Raw genomic sequence first — 23,569 nt, 5'->3', positions numbered from 1 at the left:
CGGGGCGGGTCAACGGGCCGAACATCATGACACAGGCGGCACGACCGGATTTCGCCACGGCGCTGGAGCAGACGGGCCTGCTAGCGGCACTCGCCGCCTTCGATCCGCATGTCGTCGGCACGCCGCCGCCCGGCCTCGATCTCCCGGCCAGCGACATCGACATCGTCTGCTGCGCGGCGGATGACCTTTCGTTCACGACCCTCATGTGGGATGGCTTTCGCCACGAGCAATGCTTCGGCCTGCGGCAATGGCGCTTTGGCGAGCGGGCGGTGGTGGCGTCCTTCACCGCGCATGGCTGGCCGTTCGAGGTCTTCGCCTCGCCCCGCCCGGTGGCGCAGCAGGCCGGCTGGCGGCATTTCCGCGTCGAGACGCGACTGCTGGACCTTGGCGGCGCGGCCTTGCGCCGAAGGGTCATGGCGCGGCGCTTGGCCGGTGCGAAGACCGAGCCGGCCTTTGCGCAGGTGCTCGGCCTCGCGGGCGATGCGTATACGTCGCTGCTCGATCTCGAGGAATTCAGCGATGGCGCGCTGCGGCGTCTGATCGCCGCCGCCGAGGGTTGAGAGCTACGGCATCCCCGCCTTGGCCGGGGCGGCGCGGCTGCCGATCATCTCGCGCGTTTCGAAGGCTTCCGCCTCCAGCGCGGCGATGCCGATGGCGGTGGCGACCGAGGCGCGGAACGGCACCAGCACGCGGGTGCCGGCCACCGGCGCCAGCCACACGAACATGTCCTTGTTCTTCATCATGTACTTCACCCCCGCGCGGTCCGGCTTGTGGCCGGACACCGGGCGGTAGGCGACGCGGCAGACCACGGCCGGGCCGGCATAGCCCTTCTCGGCCTTCACCTCGTCGATGCGCTCATAGCTGAGCACGAGATCATAGCGCTGGCGGCCGTCGAAAATCGCCAGCGTGCGCTCGCACGCCTTTTCCGACACCGGCGAGTCGGTGCCCGGCACCAGCACCAGCGCCGCCGTCATCGGGTCGAAAATGCCCCTCTTGTCCTTGTCCGCCACCGGCACGCGGTCGGGGGAGGGGTTCACCGGCGGCACGACGCGCATGTCGGCGACGCCGGAGGCGTTCATCACCAGGCGGATCGCCTCGTTCTTCTTGTTGGCTTCCGCCTCCATGGCAAAGCTGCGCGGGGCGAGGCCGCCGCCGCTGATCGAGCCGCGCGCGCCGGCCGTGCCCTTGCCGGGGGCCACCGCCTGCACCACGCCGGTGAGGCGGCCGCTGCCGGAGGCGATGTAGGAGCTGTCGTCGATCTCGACCAGCAATGCGGCGCGGCCGAGTTCCAGCCCGCCCAGCGACAGGCGATAGCGTGCGTCCAGCCGCCCGTCGGCGAAGGCATCCGTCACCATCGTGCCCGCGCCGGCAAGCGCGAGGAAAGCCGAGAGGCAGGCGCGCATCATGAAAGACTAATCCCGAATCGACCCGCCGGCCGGACGAAGCGTCAATTTATCCCGGTTTCGGATGGGCGGGGAAGGCGGCGGAACTGTGACTCGCCCCCTCACGAACGCGACAGTGCCGTGACAGGTGTGCCCGCTCCGGCCTTGACGGCCCAGGGTCATCCCCTTATAGGAGCGCACTCTAATTTCCACGGATGCCGCATGCGGGATCGTCGGGCGCTCATCACTGCCTGCGACGCATCGGTTTTGATACAAGGAAGTCCACGATGTCGCGTCGGTGCGAACTTACCGGGAAGGCGGTTCTGACCGGCAATCTCGTGAGCCACTCCAACCGCAAGACCCGTCGGCGCTTTCTGCCGAACCTGGTGAACGTTACCCTCACCAGCGACGTGCTGAAGCGGTCGGTGAAGCTCCGCGTGAGCGCCAATGCCCTCAAGACCGTCGATCATCGCGGCGGCCTCGATGCGTTCCTGCTGAAGGCCCGCAGCGAAGAACTGTCGCCCAAGGCGGCCGAGCTGAAGCGCGCCGTCGCCAAGGCGAGCCTGACTGCCGCCGCCTGAGCGCGATGAAGCCCGCCTCTCCCGCGATCCCGTTCAGGACGCTCGCCCTCCCCGTCATCGCCATGATGGCGGTGGTGGCGGCGTCGAACGTGCTCGTGCAGCACCCCGTCGAGGCCTTCGGCCTGAATGAGGTGCTGACCTGGGGCGCCTTCTCCTATCCCGTCGCCTTTCTCGTCAACGACCTGACAAACCGCCGCTTCGGCCCCGCCGTGGCGCGGCAGGTGGTCTATGCCGGCTTCGCGCTGGCGGTGGTGCTGTCGATCTATCTGGCGACGCCGCGCATCGCGCTGGCTTCGGGCACCGCCTTCCTGTTCGGCCAGTTGCTCGATATCGGCGTGTTCAACCGGCTGCGCCGCCTGAGCTGGTGGCAGGCGCCGCTGGCCGGCAGCCTGTTCGGCTCGGCCATCGACACGGTGCTGTTCTTCTCGCTCGCCTTTGCTGGCGATGCCGACATGTCCGCCCCCGTCACCTATGCCTCGACCGGCATCACCGTGCCGCTGTGGATGGGTCTCGCCTATTTCGACTTCCTGGTGAAGGCCGCCTGCGCCCTGCTCGCCCTGTTGCCCTATGGCGCGCTGATGGGCTGGCTCAAGCCCTGGCGCGCGGCCCCCGGCGCCCGCTGAGGCGGGTGGCGCCTTTCTCTCCCCTCACTCGACCACGGCGAAGCGTAGCAGCAGCGTGCGCTGCAGCGGCGAGAAATTATCGTCCGAGATCAGCGTCAGGATCAGCTCGCCCGCCGCGTTGCGGTGAAGCGCCAGGCCTTCCATGTTGTCGATGGCCGCGAGCCGGTTGGCGGTGAGGATCACCTCGCCCTCGATCGCCGCCCCTGGCTGCAGCGCGGCGAGCGGAAAGCGGCGCAGCCGCATGGCGACGCCGCGCAGCAGGTCGAAGCGGCGTTCCAGCAGATAGACCGTGTCGTCATCGGCCACTGCGGCGTCGGTGGCGGAGAATTCGTCCGTCCGCGTAAGGGTGAAGCGGCCCTTCGGCTTCGGCGCGGCCAGTGGGTCGAACAGGAAGCCGGGCAGGATGTTGGGGTCGTCCGGGCTTTCCTCGGCGATGACGATCACCGCCGCGGGCACGCCGCGCGGCGGCGCTAGCAGCGCTTCCGGCCCCTGATTGCCGCCGAGCCGCGACAGGGCGGGATCGGCGATCAGCTTGCGGCCGGTCGCGGTGAGCGGCTCGGCGCCATCGAACCGCCAGACTTCCTGCACCTGCTCGATGCCCACCAGAACCCCGCCCGGCACGCGGGCGAGCGATTCCACATCCCCGCGCCCCAGCGCCGCCAGCGTCGCGCCCTTGGCCGCCTTCATCGGCGCCATCCGGGCCTCCGCGATGCCGACCGGCGTGTCGCCCTCGCTGACGATGCGGCCGGTGAGCCACCAGCCCTTGTCGGTGACAGCGAGAAAGCCCACGCCATCGGCATCGACGAGAAGGCCGGAAAGGCCGCCGAATTGGGGTGAGGGCGAGGAGAGCACCAGCCCGCCGCGAAACTCCAGCGGCCCGAAGCGCATGGCGCCGCCGGCATCGAAGCGCTCGATCGGCGTCGTCGACACTGTCACGGGCTCGGGCGCTTGCGCCCAGCCCGGCCCCGAGCCGATCAGCAGCAGGGCGACGAGGAGGGCGCCGGCACGGGGCGCGGCCGGTCTGTGTCGCCCGCCGGGCCGGTGGCGGCAGGTGCGGTCAGGTTTCGCAGCCATGCAGTGCCTCTCCCCATACTTGGCCCCCATAGTTGGCCCCCCATACGGCCCCGGACGGCTGGCCGAATCGGCGCCGGGGCCCGCGCATATTGCGGTGGCTTTCCTTTCCGTGCCATGTCAGGGCATCAGCCAGTGGGGGCGGGCCTTAGGGGGGCGAGCCAGAATGCGGAAGCCTTCATTGATCGCCGCGCGTCCCGCCGACCCCGCGCCCGTCCGCCGCACGGCCGGGACCGTCGCCGACATGCCGGCCCGCGTGGGAAATCCACCGCGCCCGAAGACGCCCCACCGCCTTCGCCGCATTGAAGAAAAGCGCGCCGCGATTCTCGATGCCGGGCTGGCGCTGTTCTCGCGCCAGGGCCTGCATGGCACCACGGTGGAGCAGATCGCCCGCGCCGCCGCCTCCTCCAAGACCAACCTGTTTTATTATTTCGCCTCCAAGGAGGAGGTCTATGTCGGCGTGCTGAGCCGGCTGCTGGACGAATGGCTGGAACCGCTGCGCGCGCTGGAGGTCGAGAGCGACCCGGTCGAGGGCATCCGTGCCTATATCGCCCGCAAGATCCGCTTCTCGCGCAGCCATCCCGAAGCCTCGCGGCTGTTCTGTCTGGAAGTGGTGCAAGGGGCGCCGCTGCTGCGCGGGGAACTCGAAACCACGCTCAAGCAGCTTGTCGACGCCAAGGCGGGCGTGATCCGCGGCTGGACCGCCGCCGGCAAGCTGGCGCCGGTGGACCCGCATCACCTCATTTTCGCGCTGTGGGCGACGACGCAACATTATGCGGACTTCGCGCCGCAGATCGACGCGCTGCTCGGTCGGGGGCTGGACGAGGAGGCGTTTGTCGAAGAGGCTACGGCCAATGTGCAGCGCCTTCTCCTCGATGGTCTGCGCCCGCGCTGACGCGCGGGTGCGCATGGGGCGGGCGCGGCCCCGTGTGGAAGGACGTTCCGATGAAGCGCCGCGCGCTGCTCCTCACCCTCGCCGGCGCCCTTCTCGGCGCGGCGCTGCCGGCTTATGGCGCAACGCCGGCGGTGAAGCCGCCGGCCGAGCAGCGCACGCTCGATGTCGAGGCGCTGCTGAACGATCCGCACACCCCGACCTTCGGCAACCCCGCCGGCGATGTCACCATCGTCGCCTTTTTCGACTATCATTGCGGCTATTGCCGCAAGTCGCTGCCGGCGCTGGAGCGCCTGGTGGCCGAGGACGGCAAGATCCGCCTCGTCTACAAGGACTGGCCGATCCTGTCGGAATCCTCCGTCGTCGCCGCCCAGCTCGCGCTCGCGGCGAATTATCAGGGCCGCTATCTCGATGCGCACAAGGCGCTGATGAAGATGCCCGCCCGCGCCTCGACCGAGCGGATGAGCGCGGCGCTCGCCGCGGCCGGGATCGACGGCAAGCGGCTGGCGAAAGATCTGAAAGCCCATGCCGGCGAGATTGGCGCGCTGCTCCGGCGCACCAATGATCAGGCCGAGGCGCTCGGCCTGCCGGGCACGCCGGTCTATCTCGTCGGCCCGTTCAAGGTCGCCGCCGCGCTGGACTATCAGGGCTTCAAGGATGTCGTCGCCGATGCCCGCGCCCGCGCGGCGGAGAGCGCGAAGCCGAACTGATCCTCAAGGGTCCAGCAGCGCCCGCGCCTGCGCCAGCACGGCGGCGGGGGGCTGCGTCGAATCGAGCCGCACCCAGTCGAGCGGGCCGGGATCGCGTCCGGCCTGCCAGCGCACCACCTCGGCGGTGGCGTCGGAGGCGTCGCCCCGCCGCGCCTCGACCCGCCCGGCGAGCGCGTCCACCGGCGCCTCCAGCCACAGGCCGAGAAAATCCACCCCGCTCGCCTGCGCCACCGCGGCGATCTCCGCCCGCTCGTCGGGGCGCTGGTGCACGGCGTCGACGATGACGCCGTGGCCGGCGGCGAGAATCGCCTCGGCCCGCGCCCGCAGCACTGCATAGACCTCGTCGGTCGCCGCCAGCGAATAGGCTTCGGGCGGCAGCCGCTCCAGTTCCGGCGTGCCGTTGAGGCGCTTGCGCTCCACATCCGAGCGCAGATGTACAGCGCCGGGCAGCGGCCCCAGATGCGGCGCCAGCGCGGCGGCGAGCGTGCTCTTGCCGGAGCCGGATAGCCCGCCCACCGCCACCAGCTTCACCGGGCGCGGCGCCAGCGCCTGTTCGGCATAGGCGAGATAGGCGCGTGCCTCCGCCCCGGCCGCCGCGCGCCCCTCCGCGTCGCGAAAGGCCGCCGCCGCCGCGCCCACCTGCGCCCGTATCGCGGCGCGAAGAGCGAGAAACAGCGGCAGCGCCGCGAGCCCGTCATAGGGCGGGGCCTCGCCGCAGGCGATGAGATAGCGGTTGAGCAGCCGGTTGGCCTCGCCCGCCAGCCCCCGCATGGCGATGTCCATGATGAGGAAGGCGAGGTCGTAGAGCCGGTCGGTGGTGGCGAGAGCTTCGTCGAATTCCAGCGCGTCGAACAGCACCGGCGCGCCGTCGATGAGCGCGATGTTGCGCAGATGCAGATCGCCATGGCAGCGCCGCACCTCGCCGGCGGCGGCGCGGCGGGCGAGCAGCGGCTCCAGCCGGTCGAAAGCCTCAAGCAGCGCCGCCTCCAGCGCGGTGACGCGGGCCGGGGGCAGCAGGTCCGGCGCCTCGCGCAGCCCGGCGACGACGTTGCGCGCCACCGCCCGCAATTCCCGCCCCGACGTGCCGGCGATGACCGGCGCCCCGGCATGGGCGCGCGCCACCGCCTGCGCCAGCGCGGCGATCAGCGCCGGGGTGAGCCCGCCTTCCGCCGCCACATGGTCGAGCGTGGCGGTTTCGTCGAAGCGGCGCATCTGCACCGCCCATTCCACCACCTCGCCTTCGTCGCCGCCGAGATGCAGCGCCGTGCCGCGCCGGCGGATCGGCACCACGCCGCGATACAGGCCGGGAGCGGTGGCGCGGTTCAGTTCCATTTCGCGGGCGCAGGCGTGGCGGCGTTTGTCCAGCGTCGAGAAATCCATGAAGGAGAAGCGCACCGCGCGCTTGACCTTGTACACCTCGGCGCCGGCGAGAAACACCACCGCGCCATGGGTGTCGATGCGGCGCACGGGTTCGCGCACGCCGTAGGTGGCGGGGTCGGCGAGCAGGGCGAACACCGCCTCCTGGTCGGCGACCACATGGTCACGGGCACTCATGCCGCCATTTAAGCCGGCCGCGCCGCGCGGCGCCATCCGGCAAGTGACGCAGCCGCACAGGTCCTCCGGCTCACCGGGGCGGGGGGAGAGGTCCGGCGATTGACAAGGGGCCGCGCGGCGGCTTCCTCATTCCGGCAAGCCTTCCGCCGCATGGTCACGGGCACTCATGCCGCCATTTAAGCCGGCCGCGCCGGGCGGCGCCATCCGGCAAGTGACGCAGCCGCGCAGGTCCTCCGGCTCCCTGGGGCGGGGGGAGAGGTCCGGCGATTGACAAGGGGCCGCGCGGCGGCTTCCTCATTCCGGCAAGCCTTCCGCCGCAGGAGCCGCCGTGAACGCCACACCCCCCGCCCGCCCGCCCGGTTTCGGCAGCGACAATGTCGCCGGAATCTCCCCCGCCATCCTCGAAGCGCTCGCGGCGGCCAATGAAGGGCCGATGCCCTCCTATGGCGCCGACGAGATTTCCGCCCGCGTCGAGGCCAAGCTCTCCGCCCTGTTCGAGCGCGACGTTGCGGTGCTGCTGGTCTCCACCGGCACCGCCGCCAATGCGCTGGCCCTGAGCGTCCTCACCCCGCCCTGGGGCGCGGTGCTGTGCCATGAAGACAGTCATATCGAAAATGACGAATGCGGCGCGCCGGAATTCTTCACCGGCGGCGCCAAGCTGGTGCATGTGCCGGGCGCCGCGGCCAAGATCGACCCCGCCGCGCTCGCCGCCGCCGCCCGCCGCGACCGGGGCGACGTGCATTGCGTGCAGCCTTCCTGCGTCTCCATCACCCAGATCACCGAACGCGGCACGCTCTATTCCGTGCAGGAGACGGCGGCCATCGGCGCCGTCTGCCGGGAGGCCGGCCTCGGGCTGCATATGGATGGCGCGCGCTTCGCCAATGCGGTGGCGGCGCTCGGCGTCTCGCCGGCGGAGATGACGTGGAAGGCGGGTGTCGACATCCTGTGCTTCGGCGCCACCAAGAACGGCGCGATGGGGGTCGAGGCCATCGTGCTGTTCGATCCCGCCCGCGCCGGTGAACTCGCCTTCCGCCGCAAGCGCGGCGGGCACCTCACGTCGAAAATGCGGTTTCTCGCCGCGCAGATGGACGCCTATCTCGATGGCGACCTCTGGCTGGCCAATGCCCGCCACGCCAACGCCATGGCCGCGCGCCTCGCCAGCGGCCTCGCCGGGATCGCCGGGGTGGAACTGGAGGGCAGGGTGGAGGCCAACATGCTGTTCGCCCGCCTGCCGCCCGCCATGTGCGAGGGGCTGCTGGCGCAGGGCTTCCGCTTCTATACCGACCGCTGGGGGGCGGGGGTGGTGCGCCTTGTCACCTCCTTCGCCACGTCAGAGGCCGATGTCGACCGCCTGCTGGCCGCGGCGCGGGCGCTGGGCTGAGGGGCAGCCTGTTGCCTCCCTCAGGACCGGGCCTGGCCGCTTCTCATCGCCGTTCTGCCGCCCTCGCGGCGCCCGCAGCCGGCGCGCTCCCTTCCGCGTCGGTGTCGCTCGGCGCGGCCTCTGCCACCGTCGCCGTGGCGGGCGGCTTTGCGCCCTTGTCGGTCCATTCCGGCGGCAGGCCAAGATGACCGCCGACGGCACCGGCAAGGCCGGGATAACGGCCATAGCTCTCGCAGGCGGCGTTTTTGGGCGCGAGGCCCATGCTGGAATTGACCCGTTGCGCCGAGGGCAGCTCGACGCCCTTCTGGCCAAAGGGGCTTTCGCCTTTGACCAGCAGATAGCCGAAATCCTGGCCGAAGGCGTCGGCCAGCTCATAGGCGTCACTGGCCTTCGAGGCGCGCGGCGAGCTGAAGAAGGCATTCGCCCCCCGTGCCCACAGCATGGAGGCTTGCGGCTGCCCCGTCGCATCGACGGCCTCGGCCTCCATGGAGAGCGTACCGAGGCCGATGGGCAGGCGCGGTGTGGGCACCGGCACGCCCATATCGACGAAATTCATGCCGAACGACGCCGCAGCGGAAATGCCGGCCGCGACCTCGTCGGTCTCCGTGACTTGGGTGACGGATGCCTTGACCGTCAGATCGGCCGGCTGGTCCGGTGCCACCACCTTGAACCGGTCGCTGAGGCTGACGCACAAGCCGCGATTGACCGCATTGGCGATGAGGTCGCGCTGCGGGTCGGTCAGCTTGGCGGCGAGGTTGGGCGGAAAGCTCGTCGGCTCGATCCGCACCGTCCGCGCGGCCAGCACATTCTCCTTGTTCACGCTCAGGCGTGATTTGGTCAGCACGCCGTCGGACGGCGCCATGTCCTCATAGGTGGACAGGCCGGAACCTTCCACCAGCGGCGCGGCAGCGCAGCCGCCGAGCGCGCCCGCCACGGCGAGCAGGCCGGCGCAGCCGGCTCTGCGCAGCACGGGCATGCAGCCATCCTCGCGCGCGGGCATTCGTCCCTGCGGCGGGCTCCCGCCTCTGTCCGTCCGCATGAGCCCGGCTCGCGGCGCCGCTCCCCTGCCGGGAGCCTCCGCAACAGGATACGCCGAATGACGGTCGGCCGAACACAGATCCATGAGGCGATTCCTGGCACCGGCCGTGCCGTTATGTTGCACACGGCGCCAGTGGACAGTGTTTTGCGGCGAAAATCGGAAGCGGAATGTCCGAAGGCGTCTGCACGGCGGGTTTTGGTATCCGAGCATGTCTAGCGGCCCGCCGGACATCATTTGATACAAACCGCGCTTGCCCGCGGTCGCCCTGCGCCTGCCGCCGCGGCTCACAGCACCGCCGAGACCACCTCCGGCGATTCCTCCAGCGCATGCGCCATGAAGTCCAGCGCCGAGCGGATCTGCGCCCGCGTCGCCGGACCGCCGAGGCAGACGCGCACCGCCTCGATCGCCGGGCCGGCGGCGGTGAAGGCGTCGCTCGCCACCACGCCGATGCCGGTCGCGCGCATATGGCCGACAAAGGCCGAGCGCGTCCACGGCGCGGGGAGTTCGATCCAGAGATTGAAGCTCAGCGGGTCGGCGCGGAAGCTCCCCCGGGGCAGGATCGCGCTCGCCAGCGCCTGCCGCGCGGCCGCTTCGGTGCGGATGAAGCGCAGCAGCGTGTCGGCGGTGCCGTCCTCGATCCAGCGTGTGGCGAGCGCGGTGGTCAGCGGCGAGGCCATCACATTGGCGGTGCGCAGCGCGCTGGCGAAGGGGTAGCCCGCGCGGGCCTCGGGGGCGACGACATAGGCGGCGCGCAGCCCGGCGCCGATGCATTTGGCCAGCCCGGCAATGTGCCAGGTGAGGTCCGGGGCGATGGCGGCGAGCGGGGGCGGGCCGTGCGGCGGCACGAAGCCATAGGCGTCGTCCTCGACGATCGGCACGCCGAAGCGCCGCGCCACCTTGGCGATGGCCTCGCGCCGCTCCTCGGGAATGGTCAGCGTGGTCGGGTTCTGCAGCGTCGGGTTGAGATAGAGCGCCTTCGGCGCCAGCTCGCGGCAGGCGGCCGCAAAAGCGTCGGGGTCGATGCCGTCCGCATCCATCGGCAGGCCGGCGAGCCGGATGCCGAGCTGGGCGGCGATGGCGCGCACGCCGGGATAGGTGATGGCCTCGCACAGGATCATATCGCCCGGCCGCGCCAGCAGGCCGAAAATGCCGAGCAGCGCGGGATGCGCGCCGGGCGTGACGAAAATGCGCTCCTGCGCCGGTACCAGCGCGCGGCGGCCGAGCCAGGCGGAGGCCGCGTCCTTGTCCGCCGCGGTGCCGCCGAAGCCCTGATAGCGCAGCAGGCTGACGAGATCGCGCGCCACTTCCGCCAGCCCGTCCTGCATGCGCTCGATCAGCGCCGGGTCGTCCGGCTCGGGCGGCAGATTCATCGAGAGATCGACCGTGCCGGGCTTGGGCGCGGCGGGGCTCCGCGTCTTCGGGCGCGGCGCGCCGGTGACGAAGGTGCCCTGGCCGACGCGCGATTCGACCAGGCCGCGCTTCTGCGCCTCGACATAGCCGCGCGCCACGGTGGTAAAGTCGATGTCGAGCCGGGCCGCCAGCTTCCTCTGCGGCGGCAGCCGGTCGCCGATGGACAGCCGGCCGGCGCGGATGTCCTCGCCGATCAGGTCGGCAATGGCGAGATAGCGCGGCTTGTCGGAACGGCTGAGGTCGGGAATCCAGTCGGCCATGCGTCTTGCTCACCTTGTCGCGGCGCGCGGCCGCAGGGCCGGCGACGATTGACTGTATAATGTTGCAAAGGTGGCCTGTCACCCGTGGTCCACAACTTGCTGCGTCTCGGGTGTATCCGACCGCGCCTCGTCGCCTGCGCAGCAAGCGTGCACTTTCCCGCCGTTTCTCTGAGCGTCCGCCTGTTCTCTCGCCAGACCTCGATCGCGCCGCCGTGCCATATTGAATGTATTATTGTATGTAATTTGAATGTTTTGATGATTCTTTCGGGATTCTGTCAATTGGCATCTTGATTGCATTTTCCCTGGGGCCGGTCCCCCGCCGGCCTGTTCCACCCAAGGAGAGCGACATGGCCACCATCACCGTGCCGGCCCACAATAAGGGCGACGTGCTCGTCGATTACGAAGAGAAGAAGTTCGAGGACGTGAAAGCCGCCCCCGGCGAAAAGGCGCTCGTCACCTTCCACACCGTCGCCTTCGAGGGCTCGATCGGCCTCGTCAACCTGCTGCAGGCCTCGCGCCTGATCCAGAAGGGCTTCGAGACCTCGGTGCTGCTCTATGGCCCCGGCGTCACGCTCGGTGTGCAGCGCGGCTTCCCCAAGCTCGGCGACGAGGCGTTTCCCGGCCATCTCAATTTCAATGGCCGCATCGAGAAGATCCTCAACGATGGCGGCAAGGTCTATGCCTGCCGCTTCGCCCTGCAGGCGCTTTATGGCCATGGCGAGGGCGCGCTGATCCCCGGCATCATCCCCGTCAGCCCGCTCGACGTGCTCGACATCGTGCTGCTCCACCGGCGCGAGAACGCTTTCATCCTCGACACCTGGACGCTGTGAGGCGTTCCCGTCATCCCGGCCGGCACCGGTAGGGCGCTGAGCCGGGGCCGGATGCCCGGAATTGCCTGCCAATGACGAAGCGATCCCGGCTCGGTGGCGGCGCCACCGTCCGGGATGACGACCAACCGGGAGGCCGCGATGGCCGAGAACAAAGTGGCCGAAAAGAAAATCGTCCGCGTCGCCGCGGTGCAGATCGCGCCCGACCTCGACTCGCTGGAAGGCACGCTCGCCCGCGTGCTCGCGGCGCTGGAGGAGGCGGCGGGCAAGGGCGCGCAGCTTGTCGTCTTCCCCGAGACCTTCCTGCCCTGGTATCCCTATTTCTCCTTCGTGCTGCCCCCGGTGCTGACCGGGGCGGAGCATTTGCGTCTCTATGAGCAGGCGGTGCTCGTCCCCGGCCCGGTAACGGAGGCGGTGAGCGCCAGCGCCCGCCGGCTCGGCGTGGTCGTCGTGCTCGGGGTGAATGAGCGCGACCACGGCTCTCTTTATAATACGCAGCTCGTCTTCGACGCCGATGGCAGCCTGAAGCTCAAGCGCCGCAAGATCACGCCCACCTTTCATGAGCGGATGATCTGGGGCCAGGGCGATGGCGCCGGGCTGAAGGTGGTGGACACCACTGTGGGCCGCGTCGGCGCGCTCGCCTGCTGGGAGCATTACAATCCGCTCGCCCGCTACGCGCTAATGGCGCAGCATGAAGAGATTCACGTCGCGCAGTTCCCCGGTTCGCTGGTCGGCCCGATCTTCGCCGAGCAGATCGAGGTGACGATCCGCCACCACGCGCTGGAATCGGGCTGCTTCGTCGTCAATGCCACCGGTTGGCTGACCGAGGAGCAGATCGCCCGCATCGCGCCGGACGAGAAGCTGCGCCGCGCCCTCACCGGCGGCTGCATGAGCGCGATCATCTCGCCGGAGGGCAGCCATGTCGTGCCCCCGCTGACCACGGGCGAGGGCATCCTGATCGCCGATCTCGATATGGCGCTGATCACCAAGCGCAAGCGGATGATGGATTCGGTCGGCCATTACGCCCGCCCGGAACTGCTCAGCCTCCACCACGACACACGCCCGGCCGTGCCCGTCCACACCACTGCCGGGGCCGATTTCCCCGTGCCGACAGGGAGCGTTTCCGATGAAGCCGATGGATCTCGCCAGCGAACTCACGCCGCTGCCGACGCAGCAATTGATCAACGAGTTGCAGTCCTACGGGGTGCGGCTGGTTGATCCGCGCGCCGGCGCCGAATCGCGCCGGGGTGGGGCGGGGCCGTCCGACCATAAGGCGATGACGCTGGATGGCATGACCGTCATGGTGCCGGTGCACACGGCGCCGGCCTTCGAGAGCCCCTATCTCGTCGACCAGCCGGACGCCTTCGGCCGCAGCCGCATCCGCCGCGACGGGCTGGTGCTTGGCGAGGTGTCGTTTCCGCTGCAGCCGAAATTCTATGGCCTCACCACCGCCGACGGCATCCCCTATTCCAAGATCGCCGTGCTGCATGGGCGCGACGTGCTGGCCACCACCGTGCTGCAAAGCTGCATCCGCTATCAGAGCCGCACCAAGACCTGCCAGTTCTGCGCCATCGGCCAGTCCTTGGCCGCCGGCCGCACCATCGAGCGCAAGAGCCCGGCGCAGCTCGCCGAAGTCGCCAAGGCCGCCGTGGAGCTCGACGGGGTGAAGCACATGGTGATGACCACCGGCACGCCGCCCGGCAAGGATCGCGGCGCGGCGATCCTCGCGGAAAGCGCGGCGGCGGTGAAGGCGGCGGTGAGCCTGCCCATTCAGGTGCAGTGCGAGCCACCCGACGATGATGCCTGGTTCGGCCGCATGTTCGAGGCCGGCGCCGACGCGCTCGGCATGCATCTGGAAGCCTGCACCGAGGAAGTGCGTCACCGCATCATGCCCGGCAAGGCGCAGGTGTCGGTGGAGCGCTATTTCTCAGCCTTCGCCGCCGCCGTGCCGGTGTTCGGGCGCGGGCAGGTGTCGACCTACATTCTCGCCGGCCTCGGCGACACCGCCAAAGACATCCTTTCCGTCTGCGACCGGCTGACGAAGATGGGCGTCTATCCCTTCGTGGTGCCCTTCGTGCCGATTTCCGGCACGCCGCTGGAAAGCCACCCCACGCCGTCGCCCGCCTTCATGAACGCCATTCTCGGCCCGCTCGCGGGCATGTTGCGGGCGACCGGGCTGAAGGCGACCGAGGTCAAGGCGGGCTGCGCCAAATGCGGCGCCTGCTCGGCGCTCGCCACCTATGAGCGGCAGGGCGCGGCGCCCGGGGGGTGCGCGTGATGTTCGAACCCTTCCGCCCCTTTCTCGCCGCCGACTTCACGGTCAAATTCGCCACCGCCACCTGGGAGAAGCGCGGCGCGGCGCGGCTGCGCCGCGAGGTGTTCTGCGAGGAGCAGGGCCTGTTCGCCGGTGACGACCGCGATCCGATCGACGAGGTAGCGATTCCGCTTGTTGCCGTCTCCATGCTGGGTTTGTTAGCCGACGATGTAGTTGGCACCGTGCGCATCCATGAGCCCGAACCAGGCCTGTGGTGGGGCTCGCGCCTCGCCGTCGCGGCGGAGTACCGCAAGGTTGGCGCGCTAGGCGCGGCACTGATCCGGCTCGCCGTGTGTTCGGCCCATGCGCGCGGCTGCACCCGCTTCCTCGCCCATGTGCAGAGCCAGAACGCCCTGCTGTTCCGCCGGCTGCGCTGGGACATCGTGGAAGAGATCGAGCTTCATGGCCGGCCGCATGTACTGATGCAGGCGGACCTCGCGCATTACCCGCCGATCCGCGATCCCGAAACCGGCTTCCACGCCCAGCCGCGCCGGGCGGCGTGAGGAGGGGCGCATGTCACTCACTCTCGCCCGCCCCGCCGCCGGCCGGCTCGACTTCGCCGGGGTTGCATTTTCGGAGGTGGTAAGCCGGCTACGCGCTTCGGCCGGCCTCGCCTCCAAGGCCGATATCGCCCGCGCGGCTGCCCGCCTCGGCTTTGACGGGCGCGAGGCCATCCGCGTCGGTGACGATTGCGCGGCGATCCCCGATGGCGAGGGCTATCTGCTCTTCGCCATTGAAGGCTTCATGAACGGTTTCGTCGCCGCCGATCCCTGGTTCGCCGGCTGGTGCGGGGTGATGGTCAATCTCTCCGACATCGCCGCCATGGGCGGGCGCCCGCTGGCGGTGGTGGACGCGGTGTGGGCCAGGGGCGAGGACGGCGCCGCCCCGGTGCTGGAGGGGCTGCGTGCGGCCTCGCAGCGCTTCGGCGTGCCCATTGTCGGCGGGCACACAAATTTGGCGAGCGAGCAGGGCCAGCTTTCCGTCGCCGTGCTGGGCCGGGCATCAAGGCTCCTCACCTCCTTCGACGCTCGCCCGGGCGAGGTGCTGGTGGCGGCCATCGACCTGCGCGGGCGCTACCGGGAGCCCTTCGCCAATTGGGACGCCGCCACCGATGCGCCGGCGGAGCGGCTGCGCGGCGATCTCGACCTGCTCCCCCGCTTCGCCGAGGCGGGGCTGGCCCGCGCCGCCAAGGACATCAGCCAGGGGGGGCTGGTCGGCACCGCCGCCATGCTGGCGGAGGGGTCCGGCGTCGGCATCGAGATCGACCTCGCCGCTGTGCCGGCCCCCGAGGGGGTGGACCCCGCGCGCTGGCTGATGACCTTTCCGAGCTTCGGCTACATCATCCCAATCGGACACACTGTCCTCCCCATCGTACTCACGAGCCTCGCCGAGCGGGGCATCGCGGCCGCAGTCGTCGGCACCGTCACCGCCGAACGTAAAGTGACGGTCACGCATGGGCTAAGCCGCGAAACTGTCTGGGATTTTTCCCGCGCGCCGCTGATCGGCTGCGGCCCGGCGGAGGACGCGGCATGAGCCGGGCCCCGCGCATCGCGATTCTCGCCCATTCCACCAATCCCAGGGGCGGGGTGGTGCACGCGCTGGAACTCGGCGACGCCTTGATACGACTGGGTTTCGAGGCGGTGGTGCATGCGCCCGATCCGCGCGGCGCCGGCTTCTTCCGCCCCAGCCTGTGCGAGACGGTGAGCGTGCCCGCCGCGCCCGCCCCCGCCGATATCGCGGCCATGGTGCGCCAGCGGGCCGGCGAGTATGTCCGTCATTTCGAGGTGCCGGCGAACCGCCGCTTCGATGTGTTCCACGCCCAGGACGGTATATCGGCCAATGGGTTAGCGACGTTGAAGCAGCGCGGGCTGATCCCTGCTTTCGCCCGGACGGTGCATCATGTCGACGCCTTCCGCGACCCGGAACTGACGGCGCTCCAACGCCGCTCCATCCTCGCCGCCGACCGGCATTTCGTGGTCAGTCGTCTCTGGCAGGGCCTGCTGCGCGACGGGTTCGGGTGCGAGGCGACGATTGTCGGAAACGGCATAGACATCAAGCGCTTCACTCCCGTTCCCGACGGCCGGGAGGCGGCGCTGGCGGCCCGTCTCGGCCTCGGCCCCGGCCCTGTGGTGCTCAGCATTGGCGGGGTGGAGACGCGCAAGAATAGCTGCCGGATCCTTGAGGCTTTCCTCCAGCTACGGGCGATGCACCCACGCGCCCAGCTCGTCATCGCCGGAGGCGCGAGCTTGCTCGACCATCACGACTATATCAACGAATTCAATGCGTTGAAGGCAGAGGCCGACCTGCCCTCTGAGGCCGTGCGCCGCACCGGGCCGCTGCCGCAGGAAGATATGCCGGCGCTGTACCGCCTCGCCGACGTGCTCGTCTTCGCCTCGGTGAAGGAGGGTTTCGGCCTGGTGGCGCTGGAGGCAATGGCCTGCGGCGTCCCCACCGTCGTCTCGCGCATCGCCCCCTTCACCGAGCACATTGGCGAGAACGAGACAGTGTGGTGCGATCCGCTCCATGCCGGTTCGATCGCCGACGCGCTGATGCTGGCGCTGCAGCCGCAAACCTCTGCGCGACTTGCGAAAATCGGCCCGACTGCCGCCGCGCGCTTCGACTGGGCCGACACCGCCCGCGCGCATCTACCGACCTATGAAAGCCTGCGGGAGCCCGCCCATGCGTGAGGATCGCCATGCCTGAAATGCGCTTCACCATCCGCTGGCCGGACGGCGAAAGGGAGCAGTGTTACTCGCCCTCACTGGTCGTGAAGGATTACCTAACCCCTGGGGAAAGCTACGCTTTGGCCGATTTTCTGGCGCGCATCCGCGAGGCGCTGTCCATTGCCAGCGCCCGGGTCGCGGCCCGCTACGGCTTTTCCTGCTCGCGCGCCATGGCCCAACTCGCCCGGCTGGAAGCCGCCGGCCGCGCCTATGCCCCCCATCCCGAAGCCCGTGTCGCCGTCGAGGCGTTCGAGGAATGAGCCGGAGACCCGCCATGAACGAGAATCGCGTCGCGCATTACCCGGTTGTCATTGTCGGCGGCGGACAGGCCGGACTGTCCACCAGCCACCATCTCACCCGCCACGGCATCGAGCATCTGGTGTTCGAAAAACGTACCGCCATGCATGCCTGGGAGACCCAGCGCTGGGACAATTTCTGCCTTGTCACCCCGAACTGGCAATGTGACCTGCCGGGCCACCCCTATGCCGGACCGGACCCGGGCGGCTTCATGAAGAAGGACGAAATACTCAACTATCTCAAGGAGTTCCGCGCCAAGGTCGACCCGCCGATCCGCGAGGGCGTCAGCGTGCGCCGCGTCAGCCGGCGCCTTGAGGGCGGCTTTCATATCGCCACCTCTTCCGGCGATGTCAGCGCCGATCAGGTCGTGGTGGCCTCGGGCGGCTATCATGAGCCCATCGTTCCGCGCATGGCCGAGCGCCTGCCCCCCGCCATCACCCAGCTCCATTCCGCGCAATACCGCAATGCCGGTCAGTTGCCCGAGGGCGCGGTGCTCGTCGTCGGCTCCGGCCAGTCCGGCGCGCAGATCGCCGAAGATCTGCATCTCGCCGGACGCAAGGTGTTCCTCGCGGTCGGCAACGCGCCCCGCTGCGCCCGCTTCTATCGCGGCCGCGATGTGGTGAGCTGGCTCGCCGACATGGGCTATTACGACATGCCGGTGGAGGAGCACCCGCTGCGCGAGGGCGTGCGCGACAATACCAATCATTACGTGACCGGCCGCGACGGCGGACGTGACATCGACCTGCGCCGATTCGCCCGGGAGGGGATGGAGTTGTTCGGCGTTCTCAAGGACTTTGACGGCGCACGCCTTCTGTTCGAGTCCAACCTCACCGCGTCGCTGGACGAGGCTGACCGGACCTATAACGGCATCAACGCCGCCATCGACAAGCACATCGCCGCCAACGGCCTCGCCGCCCCGCCGCCCTCCGTCTATGAGCCGGTCTGGCAGCCGGCGCGCGAGCGGCCCGAGCTCGACCTCGTCGGCTCGGGCATCGCATCCATCATCTGGTGCATCGGCTTTCGGCCGGATTTTCGCTGGCTCGATGCGCCCGTGTTCAATGGTGCCGGTCATCCCCAGCACCGGCGCGGCGTGACGGCGCAGGAGGGTGTGTATTTCGTCGGCCTGCCTTGGCTGCACACCTGGGGATCGGGCCGCTTCGGCAGCGTCGGCCGCGATGCCGCTTACATCGCCGCGCATATTGCCGGGCGGCTGTCCCGCACCGGACAGGACAATGCGGCATGAATATCGCTCTTTCACGGGAAGCCTTCGCCGCCACGGCTGTGTCGAGTGCAACCGACACAGTCCTGCTCGGCATGCCGCAGCTCAGCCTCACCGGCCTGTCCGAAATCTGGTTGTTGAAAGAGCTTGGGCACCGGCACTGGATGGGACTGGCGCGCCTGGCAGGCCGGACGGTGCCGGATTTCCGCGCCGCTGACGGAACCCCGGTCTATGCGGCCTTCCGCGCCCTCTCGGTCGAACAGGCCGATTTTGCCTCGCTCGGCGAAAACGACCGACTGACCATTCGCAGCGAGGTACGGCGCATCAGTCGTACCCAATGTGCCAGCCGGCATGAGCTGACTTGCCAGGAGCGCCCGGTTGGGACGGTACAGCTCGTTTCGGCCTTTGTACGCCGCGCTCCCGGAGGGGGAAATCATACGGTGGCCCGCGTGCCGCTTGAGGAATTTCCCGCGCCGGACGTTTCGCCGGCGGGCTGGGCAGGGACGGGGGGCGAATCGCTCGCCGCGCGCGCCGCGGCATTCCGCACCCGCGGCGCGACCCCGGATGCCGGATTTGGGTGGGGCCGGAAAACCGACGCGACGGCGGCGACGTTCGATCCCTGCCCGTCGCAGGACTTCAACGGGGCGGGGTTCCTCTATTTCTCCAGCTTCATCGCCTTTATCGACCGCGCCGAATGGCAGGCTGGTGGCCGCACCGCCCTGCTGGCCACGACGCACCGGCGCGAGGTCTATTTTCATGGCAATATTGATCCCGGGGAAGGCGTGGTCGTGCGTCGGCTCACGGCCGATTGGCGTGCCTGCGAGGGCGTCCATCATTGTCGGCTGGAGCGGGCAGGCGACGGCATTCCGCTCGCCGACGCCTTCACCCACCGGGTCTTCCGGCCTCTCGACCGGGCTCCGTGACCGTCTGGAACCGGCAGCGTCATCTGTCTGTGAGAAATCCAGCAAGACCCAGTTGCAATCCGCGCGAGGCTGGGGCATAGAGGCGTCCCGTTCGGGGCGGCAAGCAAAGCTGACACGGACGACGGAGCGGGCGGGTGTAGCTCAGGGGTAGAGCACAACCTTGCCAAGGTTGGGGTCGTGGGTTCGAATCCCATCGCCCGCTCCAATTTTTCCCAAGAGAATCTGATAGTTAGCAAACGCCCTTCGGGGCGTTTTCTGCTTAGATTTGTCCGCGACCGCGACATTCTGAGCAGAATCTAGGCTCCCGCCAGGCAAATCATCACACCGTGGGACTAAACCCTTCGCCGCCGCACCTCAATCAGCAGGGTCCGCACGTAACACAGGGCGACCACCGTCACCACCTACATCGCTTGGGCGCACAATATGCTGGGCGGCTTCAGCATCGAGGCCCCGTGATGCGCCGGAGGTCGTGGTTCCGGTAATCGTCCGGGCAGATTAGCTGTTCCCGCCTTCGTACCAGGCCAGGAAGCGCGCCACCTCCATGCCGCGCGTCAGCATCTGCAGATATTGTGGCCTTTGACTCTGCGCGGACGCCACGTCGCGCGGCCAGTTGTCCAGCAGGCCCCGCAGCCGGTCGAGATCCACCACGCGGCTGGCCAGGCGCTTGGTGCGCAGCCGTTCCAGGTCGGCCAGCATGGCAGGCCGATGCGCCGTCACGATGCGGAACCAGTCGCCGTTCTGCACGCCGCGCGCCCGGCTTTCGACAATCTCCGCCGGCAGGCGTCCGCGCAGCAGGCGGCGGGCGATCGAGCGCGTCTCGCCGTTTCTGAGAAACTGATCCGGAGGCAGTGCGCCGAAGAAGTCCACCACCCGCCGGTCGGACAGGGGCAGCCGGTGGTCGATGCCGGTGATGGCGCGAATGACGTTTAGACCATCCCGCGCCGCCTCGTCCTCCCAGACCCAGGCGCGCAAGGCGGTGACGGAGCGGTGGCCGCCACCCACGCGCATGCGATACCGGCTGATGTCCAGCGTTTCGCCCAGACGCAGTTCGGCGGCAAATTTCGGGTTGATGGCGCTATGTCTGGCCCACGGCTCCGGCGCGGAGCGCAGGCGGCGCAGCCGCCAAGACATGGGTTCAAACGGGCGCATGACCTCTTGCCTGGTTACCGCCCACGCAGACCGGCCCTGGACCCGGGACAGGGCTCCGATTTCCCGGGCCAGCCGGCCCCACCGCAGGCTCGTCAGCATGGACGGCAGGAAGGCCACGCCATCGTCGCTGAAATAGGTATTTCCCAGTTCACCGCCGAGGCTGACGGAGCTGCCGTGACGGGCCATCAGGCGATAGATGGGGAAGAACCACGCAATGTTCTGCGGCGCCCGGCTCGGCTTGCCGCCCATCAGGAAGCCGCGGAGAGGATCGAGATCGTCCTGCTCCCGATCGTCACCGCCCACGCAATGCCAGTCGAGGGTGGGCAGGTGCCGTGCCAGCAGGCGGATGCGGGGCGCTTCATCGTGGTAGCGATCGACCGTCGCCTCCGCAATGGCGCCATCCGGCACCCGGGTCATGGCCAGGTGCCGGCCCGGCGCCAATTGTCGGGTGGCGCTTTCGACCATGGCGGCGCTGTCGAGGCCGGCCGTCAGAAGCTGGGTCACCGGCCCCTGGGCGCGCAGGGCATCGCCCACCGCTTGGTCCAGAATGGACCGGCCCTCTTCCTCATAAGATTGATCCGAGGAACGGGAGAGGCTGCCGGGTTCGGGCGGATGCCAATGCCGGGACAGGCGCACGCCGTCCGCACTGACCACAGCGACATGGGCGATGGGGACACGGGTGATTGCCTGATAGAGCGTTCGCATCGGCTCTCCGAGATTCAGGATCAGATGGTCGGCCAGCGCGGCGTCATCGAGATCGCGCGGGATATCGGGCAGGGTCAGCAGAGCCCGCAGCCGGGTCGAAAAGGCGACCAGCCGGTCGGTGCGGTGCAGGTAAAGGGTGCGACAGCCGCCATGGTCCCGTAACAGAACCAGTCTGCGCTCGGCCGGATCCCAGATCGCAGCCGCGTAGTCGCCCAGCAGCCGGGAGGCACAGTCCGCCCCCCAACGCTCAAAGGCGGCCAGGATCGGCGGCGATGAGGGGCGGGGATACTTCCAGGTTCCGGACATGCGCGGCCGGGTGGTGGTGGGCACCGGCATGGGCACCCAGCTGAGCTCATGGAGCGTAAATGATCTACGGGGCGCCGAACGCGTCGTCCTGACAGTGGGGCAGATCCCCATCCACACCCATAAAATTTCTACGGAATTCGCTGCCTATGACACTCACGTGTCGAACTTCACCCGCGCGCCGACAGCGGGTATCTCTTACCCGTCCCGTTTGATGGCGCCGACGGACGCCACCACGGCCAACACTTATGCCGCCTACGCCAAGGCGGCGACGGCCAAGCCCGACACGTACTTGGCCGAGGCCGCGTTAAGCGAGGCATTGGGCGTGGAGGCCAACGGAGGGCACGAGAACCGACAGCCTGTTCTTGCCATGCGGTTCGCGATCAATGCCATCGATGGTTTTTATCCGCCTTTCGACTGACCCACTGCTGGGCGCGGTGTGTTCCTGCGAGGCGGCGAGTTTCCGGAGTCGCAACCGCCGCCTATGAGGCCTGCATTCCTGCCGGCAAGTCAGCAATGGTGCCATCGTCGCGATATCCCAGACGCATCATGATGGCCTGATGATCGTTCCACACGCGCTCGGCCTGCGCCGCACTGAGGCTCTGGCGCCATGTTCCGGCCTGCCCCTGACGGAAGAAGGCCTTCTGGTTGTGCCGGCGTTCGCTGAAGCCGGACCGGGCCTCTTCCGCCCGCAGGCTTTCGAAGGACGTGGCCGCCACCGATTCCCGGATGACGGCGGTGTCGACCTGCAGCCCGGTGAAACGGACCAGCGCCTCGAAGGATGCGGCGGGCGCCGCCAGCATGTCCTCATAGCGCAGCAGCAGCTTGGCGCCCGGGGCCTCATCCAGCCATGAGCGCACATTGGCGGACCAGTCTCCCAGTCGCTGCAGCGCGTGGATAGGCGGTTTCGCCCCTCGCGAACTGATGGTGAAACGGGGGCACCCCATCCGCGCGATCGCATCGTCAATCCCGATGCTCAGATGATCGGCGAGGGAAGGGACCACGTCCCGCGGATCGCGGACGATGAGGATCGTTCCGGCACAAGGTACCGGCGCGAGCAGGGAGGGATCGTAAGAGTCATGAATCTTCAGAATGGCGGGAGGGCGCGCCGCTGTCGGGTACAGGCGGCACGCTTCCGTCCGCATCAGTGCCTGCTCCTCCGTCGTCATGTCGACCACCGGAAGATCAAGCACCTCCTCCATCCAGACGAGGGCGGCAGCGTTCGGGCACAGCTCCGTGCCTCGGGCAAGGTCGGGCAGGCGGCCGCCTTTGACCAGGCTGGCGAGCGCAATGCGCACCCAGGTGTTTCCCGATTTGGGGTAGGAGGCGAGCCAGTGGACGCCGCCCGCCGTCACTGGCCCACTTCCCGTTCAATCAAGGCGGCGACCTCCGGCAGATCCTCAAAGCGCATGGGTCGCAGAAGGCGATAGACGGGCACGGCAGAAGCGAGCCGTGCCGTCGTCGTGAACAGCCGTCCCTGGTGGCCGAGGGCCGTGGCGGCCTGCCGAAGGGTGACATGCGTCTGAATGGCGGGGACGGCCGCCCGCGGCGCCAGCCTAGACAGCGTCGTCTCCGGCCCGCCCCCCAGCACCAGGATGGCGTCCAGCGGCAAGGGCGTCTGATCGAAGCCACCGTGCGGCCGCAACTCGTATTTGTCCAAATGCGGGCGCACCCGCGTCAGGCCCTCGGTGCTGAGCCCCGCCGCGTCGAGGGTGGTTCGCCACAGTCTCAGGCGGGGGAAGGTCGGCACGATTTCCGGACGGTCGCCATCATAGCGGATGACGGTCACGTCGTCGGACAGCAGGAGATGACCCCGCTGGTTGAGCGCGTAGGCCAGGGTGGATTTACCAGCGCCCTGGACGCCCGCAATGGCGATGGTGCGGCCGTCAATGCGCAGGGTCGCGGCGTGAAGGGGGAAGACGCCCCGCTGATGGCAGAGATAGGACAGCACCGTGCCCAGGAAAAACAGGCGCCAACTTTCCGGCTCTTCCCGTTTACACAGGTCGATCGTGACCCGCCGCCCGTCCTGGACGAGGAAGCGCAGGGTGTCGCCGATGCGCAGCAGGATGGTGCCCGCCGGGTCGACCATCACATACTGGCCGGGCGTCACAGACCGGTCCAGCCGCTCCGGCACGTCCCCTTCCTCGATGAGGAGGTCCACCGGCCGTTCATCGGCGGCGGGCCAGTGAACGAGGTCCGGGATGGG

The 23,569-nt window shown here is 69.0% G+C and carries 24 protein-coding genes and 1 tRNA gene (1 of these 25 only partly in view); 17 read left to right on the top strand and 8 right to left on the bottom strand.

Translation table 11 applies throughout. The annotated features are described in order from the left end of the window. The first annotated feature begins 26 nt into the window (after positions 1-26). Entirely contained in the window at positions 27-560 is a 534-nt protein-coding gene (locus tag AAC979_RS17945; RefSeq protein WP_371348251.1) for a DUF4269 domain-containing protein, read from the top strand. A gap of 3 nt (positions 561-563) precedes the next feature. On the opposite strand, the gene AAC979_RS17940 is transcribed toward AAC979_RS17945, so the two are convergent. Further along, on the bottom strand, positions 564-1,406 hold the full coding sequence (locus tag AAC979_RS17940; RefSeq protein WP_371348250.1) for a DUF3108 domain-containing protein: 843 nt from the start codon (positions 1,404-1,406) through the stop codon (positions 564-566). Between the two features lie 263 nt (positions 1,407-1,669). Between AAC979_RS17940 and rpmB the strand changes: the two genes are divergently transcribed. Together rpmB and AAC979_RS17930 are read left to right on the top strand one after the other, a co-directional pair. Beyond that, the gene (rpmB, locus tag AAC979_RS17935) at positions 1,670-1,963 is read left to right on the top strand and encodes a 50S ribosomal protein L28 (RefSeq protein ID WP_371348249.1); all 294 of its coding nucleotides are present in this window, start codon (positions 1,670-1,672) and stop codon (positions 1,961-1,963) included. 5 nt (positions 1,964-1,968) lie between these two features. Then, positions 1,969-2,586, top strand: a complete 618-nt coding sequence (locus AAC979_RS17930; RefSeq protein WP_371348248.1) for a queuosine precursor transporter — start codon at positions 1,969-1,971, stop codon at positions 2,584-2,586. A gap of 24 nt (positions 2,587-2,610) precedes the next feature. On the opposite strand, the gene AAC979_RS17925 is transcribed toward AAC979_RS17930, so the two are convergent. After that, the gene (locus AAC979_RS17925) at positions 2,611-3,660 is read right to left on the bottom strand and encodes an esterase-like activity of phytase family protein (RefSeq protein WP_371348247.1); all 1,050 of its coding nucleotides are present in this window, start codon (positions 3,658-3,660) and stop codon (positions 2,611-2,613) included. Positions 3,661-3,823: 163 nt separating this feature from the next. Here AAC979_RS17925 and rutR point away from each other — a divergent pair, with 163 nt between their 5' ends. Together rutR and AAC979_RS17915 are read left to right on the top strand one after the other, a co-directional pair. Beyond that, positions 3,824-4,552, top strand: a complete 729-nt coding sequence (gene rutR / locus AAC979_RS17920) for an HTH-type transcriptional regulator RutR (RefSeq protein ID WP_371348246.1) — start codon at positions 3,824-3,826, stop codon at positions 4,550-4,552. Positions 4,553-4,602: 50 nt separating this feature from the next. Further along, complete coding sequence (locus AAC979_RS17915) at positions 4,603-5,259, top strand: DsbA family protein (protein ID WP_371348245.1); 657 nt, start codon at positions 4,603-4,605, stop codon at positions 5,257-5,259. 3 nt (positions 5,260-5,262) lie between these two features. Here AAC979_RS17915 and AAC979_RS17910 read toward each other — a convergent pair whose 3' ends face one another. After that, positions 5,263-6,813: an AAA family ATPase gene (locus AAC979_RS17910; RefSeq protein ID WP_371348244.1), complete on the bottom strand. Its 1,551-nt coding sequence runs from the start codon at positions 6,811-6,813 to the stop codon at positions 5,263-5,265. Between the two features lie 328 nt (positions 6,814-7,141). Here AAC979_RS17910 and AAC979_RS17905 point away from each other — a divergent pair, with 328 nt between their 5' ends. Then, positions 7,142-8,194 (top strand): low specificity L-threonine aldolase, encoded by a 1,053-nt coding sequence (locus tag AAC979_RS17905; RefSeq protein ID WP_371348243.1) that lies wholly within the window; start codon positions 7,142-7,144, stop codon positions 8,192-8,194. 43 nt (positions 8,195-8,237) lie between these two features. On the opposite strand, the gene AAC979_RS17900 is transcribed toward AAC979_RS17905, so the two are convergent. Further along, positions 8,238-9,170, bottom strand: coding sequence for a DUF3313 domain-containing protein (locus tag AAC979_RS17900; protein WP_371348242.1), 933 nt, complete (start codon positions 9,168-9,170; stop codon positions 8,238-8,240). A 347-nt stretch (positions 9,171-9,517) separates the two neighbouring features. Then, positions 9,518-10,903: a PLP-dependent aminotransferase family protein gene (locus AAC979_RS17895; RefSeq protein WP_371348241.1), complete on the bottom strand. Its 1,386-nt coding sequence runs from the start codon at positions 10,901-10,903 to the stop codon at positions 9,518-9,520. Positions 10,904-11,250: 347 nt separating this feature from the next. Between AAC979_RS17895 and AAC979_RS17890 the strand changes: the two genes are divergently transcribed. From AAC979_RS17890 to AAC979_RS17845, 10 genes are all read left to right on the top strand, one after another. Next, on the top strand, positions 11,251-11,733 hold the full coding sequence (locus tag AAC979_RS17890) for an MSMEG_0572/Sll0783 family nitrogen starvation response protein (RefSeq protein WP_371348240.1): 483 nt from the start codon (positions 11,251-11,253) through the stop codon (positions 11,731-11,733). A gap of 138 nt (positions 11,734-11,871) precedes the next feature. Next, positions 11,872-12,948: a Nit6803 family nitrilase gene (locus tag AAC979_RS17885; protein ID WP_371348239.1), complete on the top strand. Its 1,077-nt coding sequence runs from the start codon at positions 11,872-11,874 to the stop codon at positions 12,946-12,948. Continuing rightward, positions 12,866-14,008, top strand: coding sequence for an MSMEG_0568 family radical SAM protein (locus AAC979_RS17880; RefSeq protein ID WP_371349093.1), 1,143 nt, complete (start codon positions 12,866-12,868; stop codon positions 14,006-14,008). The genes AAC979_RS17885 and AAC979_RS17880 overlap by 83 nt, the downstream gene beginning before the upstream one ends. After that, the gene (locus AAC979_RS17875) at positions 14,005-14,547 is read left to right on the top strand and encodes an MSMEG_0567/Sll0786 family nitrogen starvation N-acetyltransferase (protein WP_371348238.1); all 543 of its coding nucleotides are present in this window, start codon (positions 14,005-14,007) and stop codon (positions 14,545-14,547) included. The genes AAC979_RS17880 and AAC979_RS17875 overlap by 4 nt, the downstream gene beginning before the upstream one ends. Positions 14,548-14,557: 10 nt before the next feature. Further along, on the top strand, positions 14,558-15,577 hold the full coding sequence (locus AAC979_RS17870) for a sll0787 family AIR synthase-like protein (protein ID WP_371348237.1): 1,020 nt from the start codon (positions 14,558-14,560) through the stop codon (positions 15,575-15,577). Then, positions 15,574-16,731, top strand: a complete 1,158-nt coding sequence (locus tag AAC979_RS17865; RefSeq protein ID WP_371348236.1) for an MSMEG_0565 family glycosyltransferase — start codon at positions 15,574-15,576, stop codon at positions 16,729-16,731. The genes AAC979_RS17870 and AAC979_RS17865 overlap by 4 nt, the downstream gene beginning before the upstream one ends. An 8-nt stretch (positions 16,732-16,739) precedes the next feature. Then, positions 16,740-17,027, top strand: a complete 288-nt coding sequence (locus AAC979_RS17860) for an MSMEG_0570 family nitrogen starvation response protein (RefSeq protein WP_371348235.1) — start codon at positions 16,740-16,742, stop codon at positions 17,025-17,027. Positions 17,028-17,041: 14 nt separating this feature from the next. Beyond that, positions 17,042-18,307, top strand: coding sequence for an MSMEG_0569 family flavin-dependent oxidoreductase (locus AAC979_RS17855; protein ID WP_371348234.1), 1,266 nt, complete (start codon positions 17,042-17,044; stop codon positions 18,305-18,307). Positions 18,308-18,378: 71 nt separating this feature from the next. Beyond that, complete coding sequence (locus AAC979_RS17850) at positions 18,379-19,206, top strand: Pnap_2097 family protein (RefSeq protein WP_371348233.1); 828 nt, start codon at positions 18,379-18,381, stop codon at positions 19,204-19,206. 130 nt (positions 19,207-19,336) lie between these two features. Then, positions 19,337-19,411 (top strand) — tRNA-Gly (locus tag AAC979_RS17845). A 290-nt stretch (positions 19,412-19,701) separates the two neighbouring features. Here AAC979_RS17845 and AAC979_RS17840 read toward each other — a convergent pair. Next, positions 19,702-21,396: an asparagine synthase-related protein gene (locus AAC979_RS17840; protein ID WP_371348232.1), complete on the bottom strand. Its 1,695-nt coding sequence runs from the start codon at positions 21,394-21,396 to the stop codon at positions 19,702-19,704. On the opposite strand from AAC979_RS17840, the gene AAC979_RS17835 reads away from it, so the two are divergent. Continuing rightward, a complete protein-coding gene (locus AAC979_RS17835) occupies positions 21,365-21,784 on the top strand; it encodes a phage tail protein (RefSeq protein ID WP_371348231.1) in 420 nt (139 codons plus the stop codon). The genes AAC979_RS17840 and AAC979_RS17835 overlap by 32 nt on opposite strands. 61 nt (positions 21,785-21,845) lie before the next feature. On the opposite strand, the gene AAC979_RS17830 is transcribed toward AAC979_RS17835, so the two are convergent. Together AAC979_RS17830 and AAC979_RS17825 are read right to left on the bottom strand one after the other, a co-directional pair. Further along, positions 21,846-22,718 (bottom strand): sulfotransferase domain-containing protein, encoded by an 873-nt coding sequence (locus AAC979_RS17830; protein ID WP_371348230.1) that lies wholly within the window; start codon positions 22,716-22,718, stop codon positions 21,846-21,848. Continuing rightward, positions 22,715-23,569: the 3' portion of a hypothetical protein gene (locus AAC979_RS17825; protein WP_371348229.1), read on the bottom strand. 120 nt of this gene lie beyond the right edge of the window; the window shows 855 of its 975 coding nt (coding positions 121-975); the start codon falls outside the window, past its right edge — the gene reads right to left on this strand; the stop codon is at positions 22,715-22,717. The genes AAC979_RS17830 and AAC979_RS17825 overlap by 4 nt, the downstream gene beginning before the upstream one ends.

The sequence above is a fragment of the Ancylobacter sp. IITR112 genome (assembly GCF_041415945.1).
Lineage (GTDB): Bacteria > Pseudomonadota > Alphaproteobacteria > Rhizobiales > Xanthobacteraceae > Ancylobacter.
This window is presented reverse-complemented; position numbering and strand designations above follow the sequence as displayed.

Coding starts and splice junctions, on each gene's coding strand:
- AAC979_RS17945 (WP_371348251.1), top strand. CDS start 27: ATGACACAGGCGGCACGACCGGATTTCGCCACGGCGCTGGAGCAGACG.
- AAC979_RS17940 (WP_371348250.1), bottom strand. CDS start 1,406: ATGATGCGCGCCTGCCTCTCGGCTTTCCTCGCGCTTGCCGGCGCGGGC.
- rpmB (WP_371348249.1), top strand. CDS start 1,670: ATGTCGCGTCGGTGCGAACTTACCGGGAAGGCGGTTCTGACCGGCAAT.
- AAC979_RS17930 (WP_371348248.1), top strand. CDS start 1,969: ATGAAGCCCGCCTCTCCCGCGATCCCGTTCAGGACGCTCGCCCTCCCC.
- AAC979_RS17925 (WP_371348247.1), bottom strand. CDS start 3,660: ATGGCTGCGAAACCTGACCGCACCTGCCGCCACCGGCCCGGCGGGCGA.
- rutR (WP_371348246.1), top strand. CDS start 3,824: ATGCGGAAGCCTTCATTGATCGCCGCGCGTCCCGCCGACCCCGCGCCC.
- AAC979_RS17915 (WP_371348245.1), top strand. CDS start 4,603: ATGAAGCGCCGCGCGCTGCTCCTCACCCTCGCCGGCGCCCTTCTCGGC.
- AAC979_RS17910 (WP_371348244.1), bottom strand. CDS start 6,813: ATGAGTGCCCGTGACCATGTGGTCGCCGACCAGGAGGCGGTGTTCGCC.
- AAC979_RS17900 (WP_371348242.1), bottom strand. CDS start 9,170: ATGCCCGTGCTGCGCAGAGCCGGCTGCGCCGGCCTGCTCGCCGTGGCG.
- AAC979_RS17895 (WP_371348241.1), bottom strand. CDS start 10,903: ATGGCCGACTGGATTCCCGACCTCAGCCGTTCCGACAAGCCGCGCTAT.
- AAC979_RS17890 (WP_371348240.1), top strand. CDS start 11,251: ATGGCCACCATCACCGTGCCGGCCCACAATAAGGGCGACGTGCTCGTC.
- AAC979_RS17885 (WP_371348239.1), top strand. CDS start 11,872: ATGGCCGAGAACAAAGTGGCCGAAAAGAAAATCGTCCGCGTCGCCGCG.
- AAC979_RS17880 (WP_371349093.1), top strand. CDS start 12,866: ATGGATCTCGCCAGCGAACTCACGCCGCTGCCGACGCAGCAATTGATC.
- AAC979_RS17870 (WP_371348237.1), top strand. CDS start 14,558: ATGTCACTCACTCTCGCCCGCCCCGCCGCCGGCCGGCTCGACTTCGCC.
- AAC979_RS17865 (WP_371348236.1), top strand. CDS start 15,574: ATGAGCCGGGCCCCGCGCATCGCGATTCTCGCCCATTCCACCAATCCC.
- AAC979_RS17860 (WP_371348235.1), top strand. CDS start 16,740: ATGCCTGAAATGCGCTTCACCATCCGCTGGCCGGACGGCGAAAGGGAG.
- AAC979_RS17855 (WP_371348234.1), top strand. CDS start 17,042: ATGAACGAGAATCGCGTCGCGCATTACCCGGTTGTCATTGTCGGCGGC.
- AAC979_RS17850 (WP_371348233.1), top strand. CDS start 18,379: ATGCCGCAGCTCAGCCTCACCGGCCTGTCCGAAATCTGGTTGTTGAAA.
- AAC979_RS17835 (WP_371348231.1), top strand. CDS start 21,365: ATGCGCGGCCGGGTGGTGGTGGGCACCGGCATGGGCACCCAGCTGAGC.
- AAC979_RS17840 (WP_371348232.1), bottom strand. CDS start 21,396: ATGCCGGTGCCCACCACCACCCGGCCGCGCATGTCCGGAACCTGGAAG.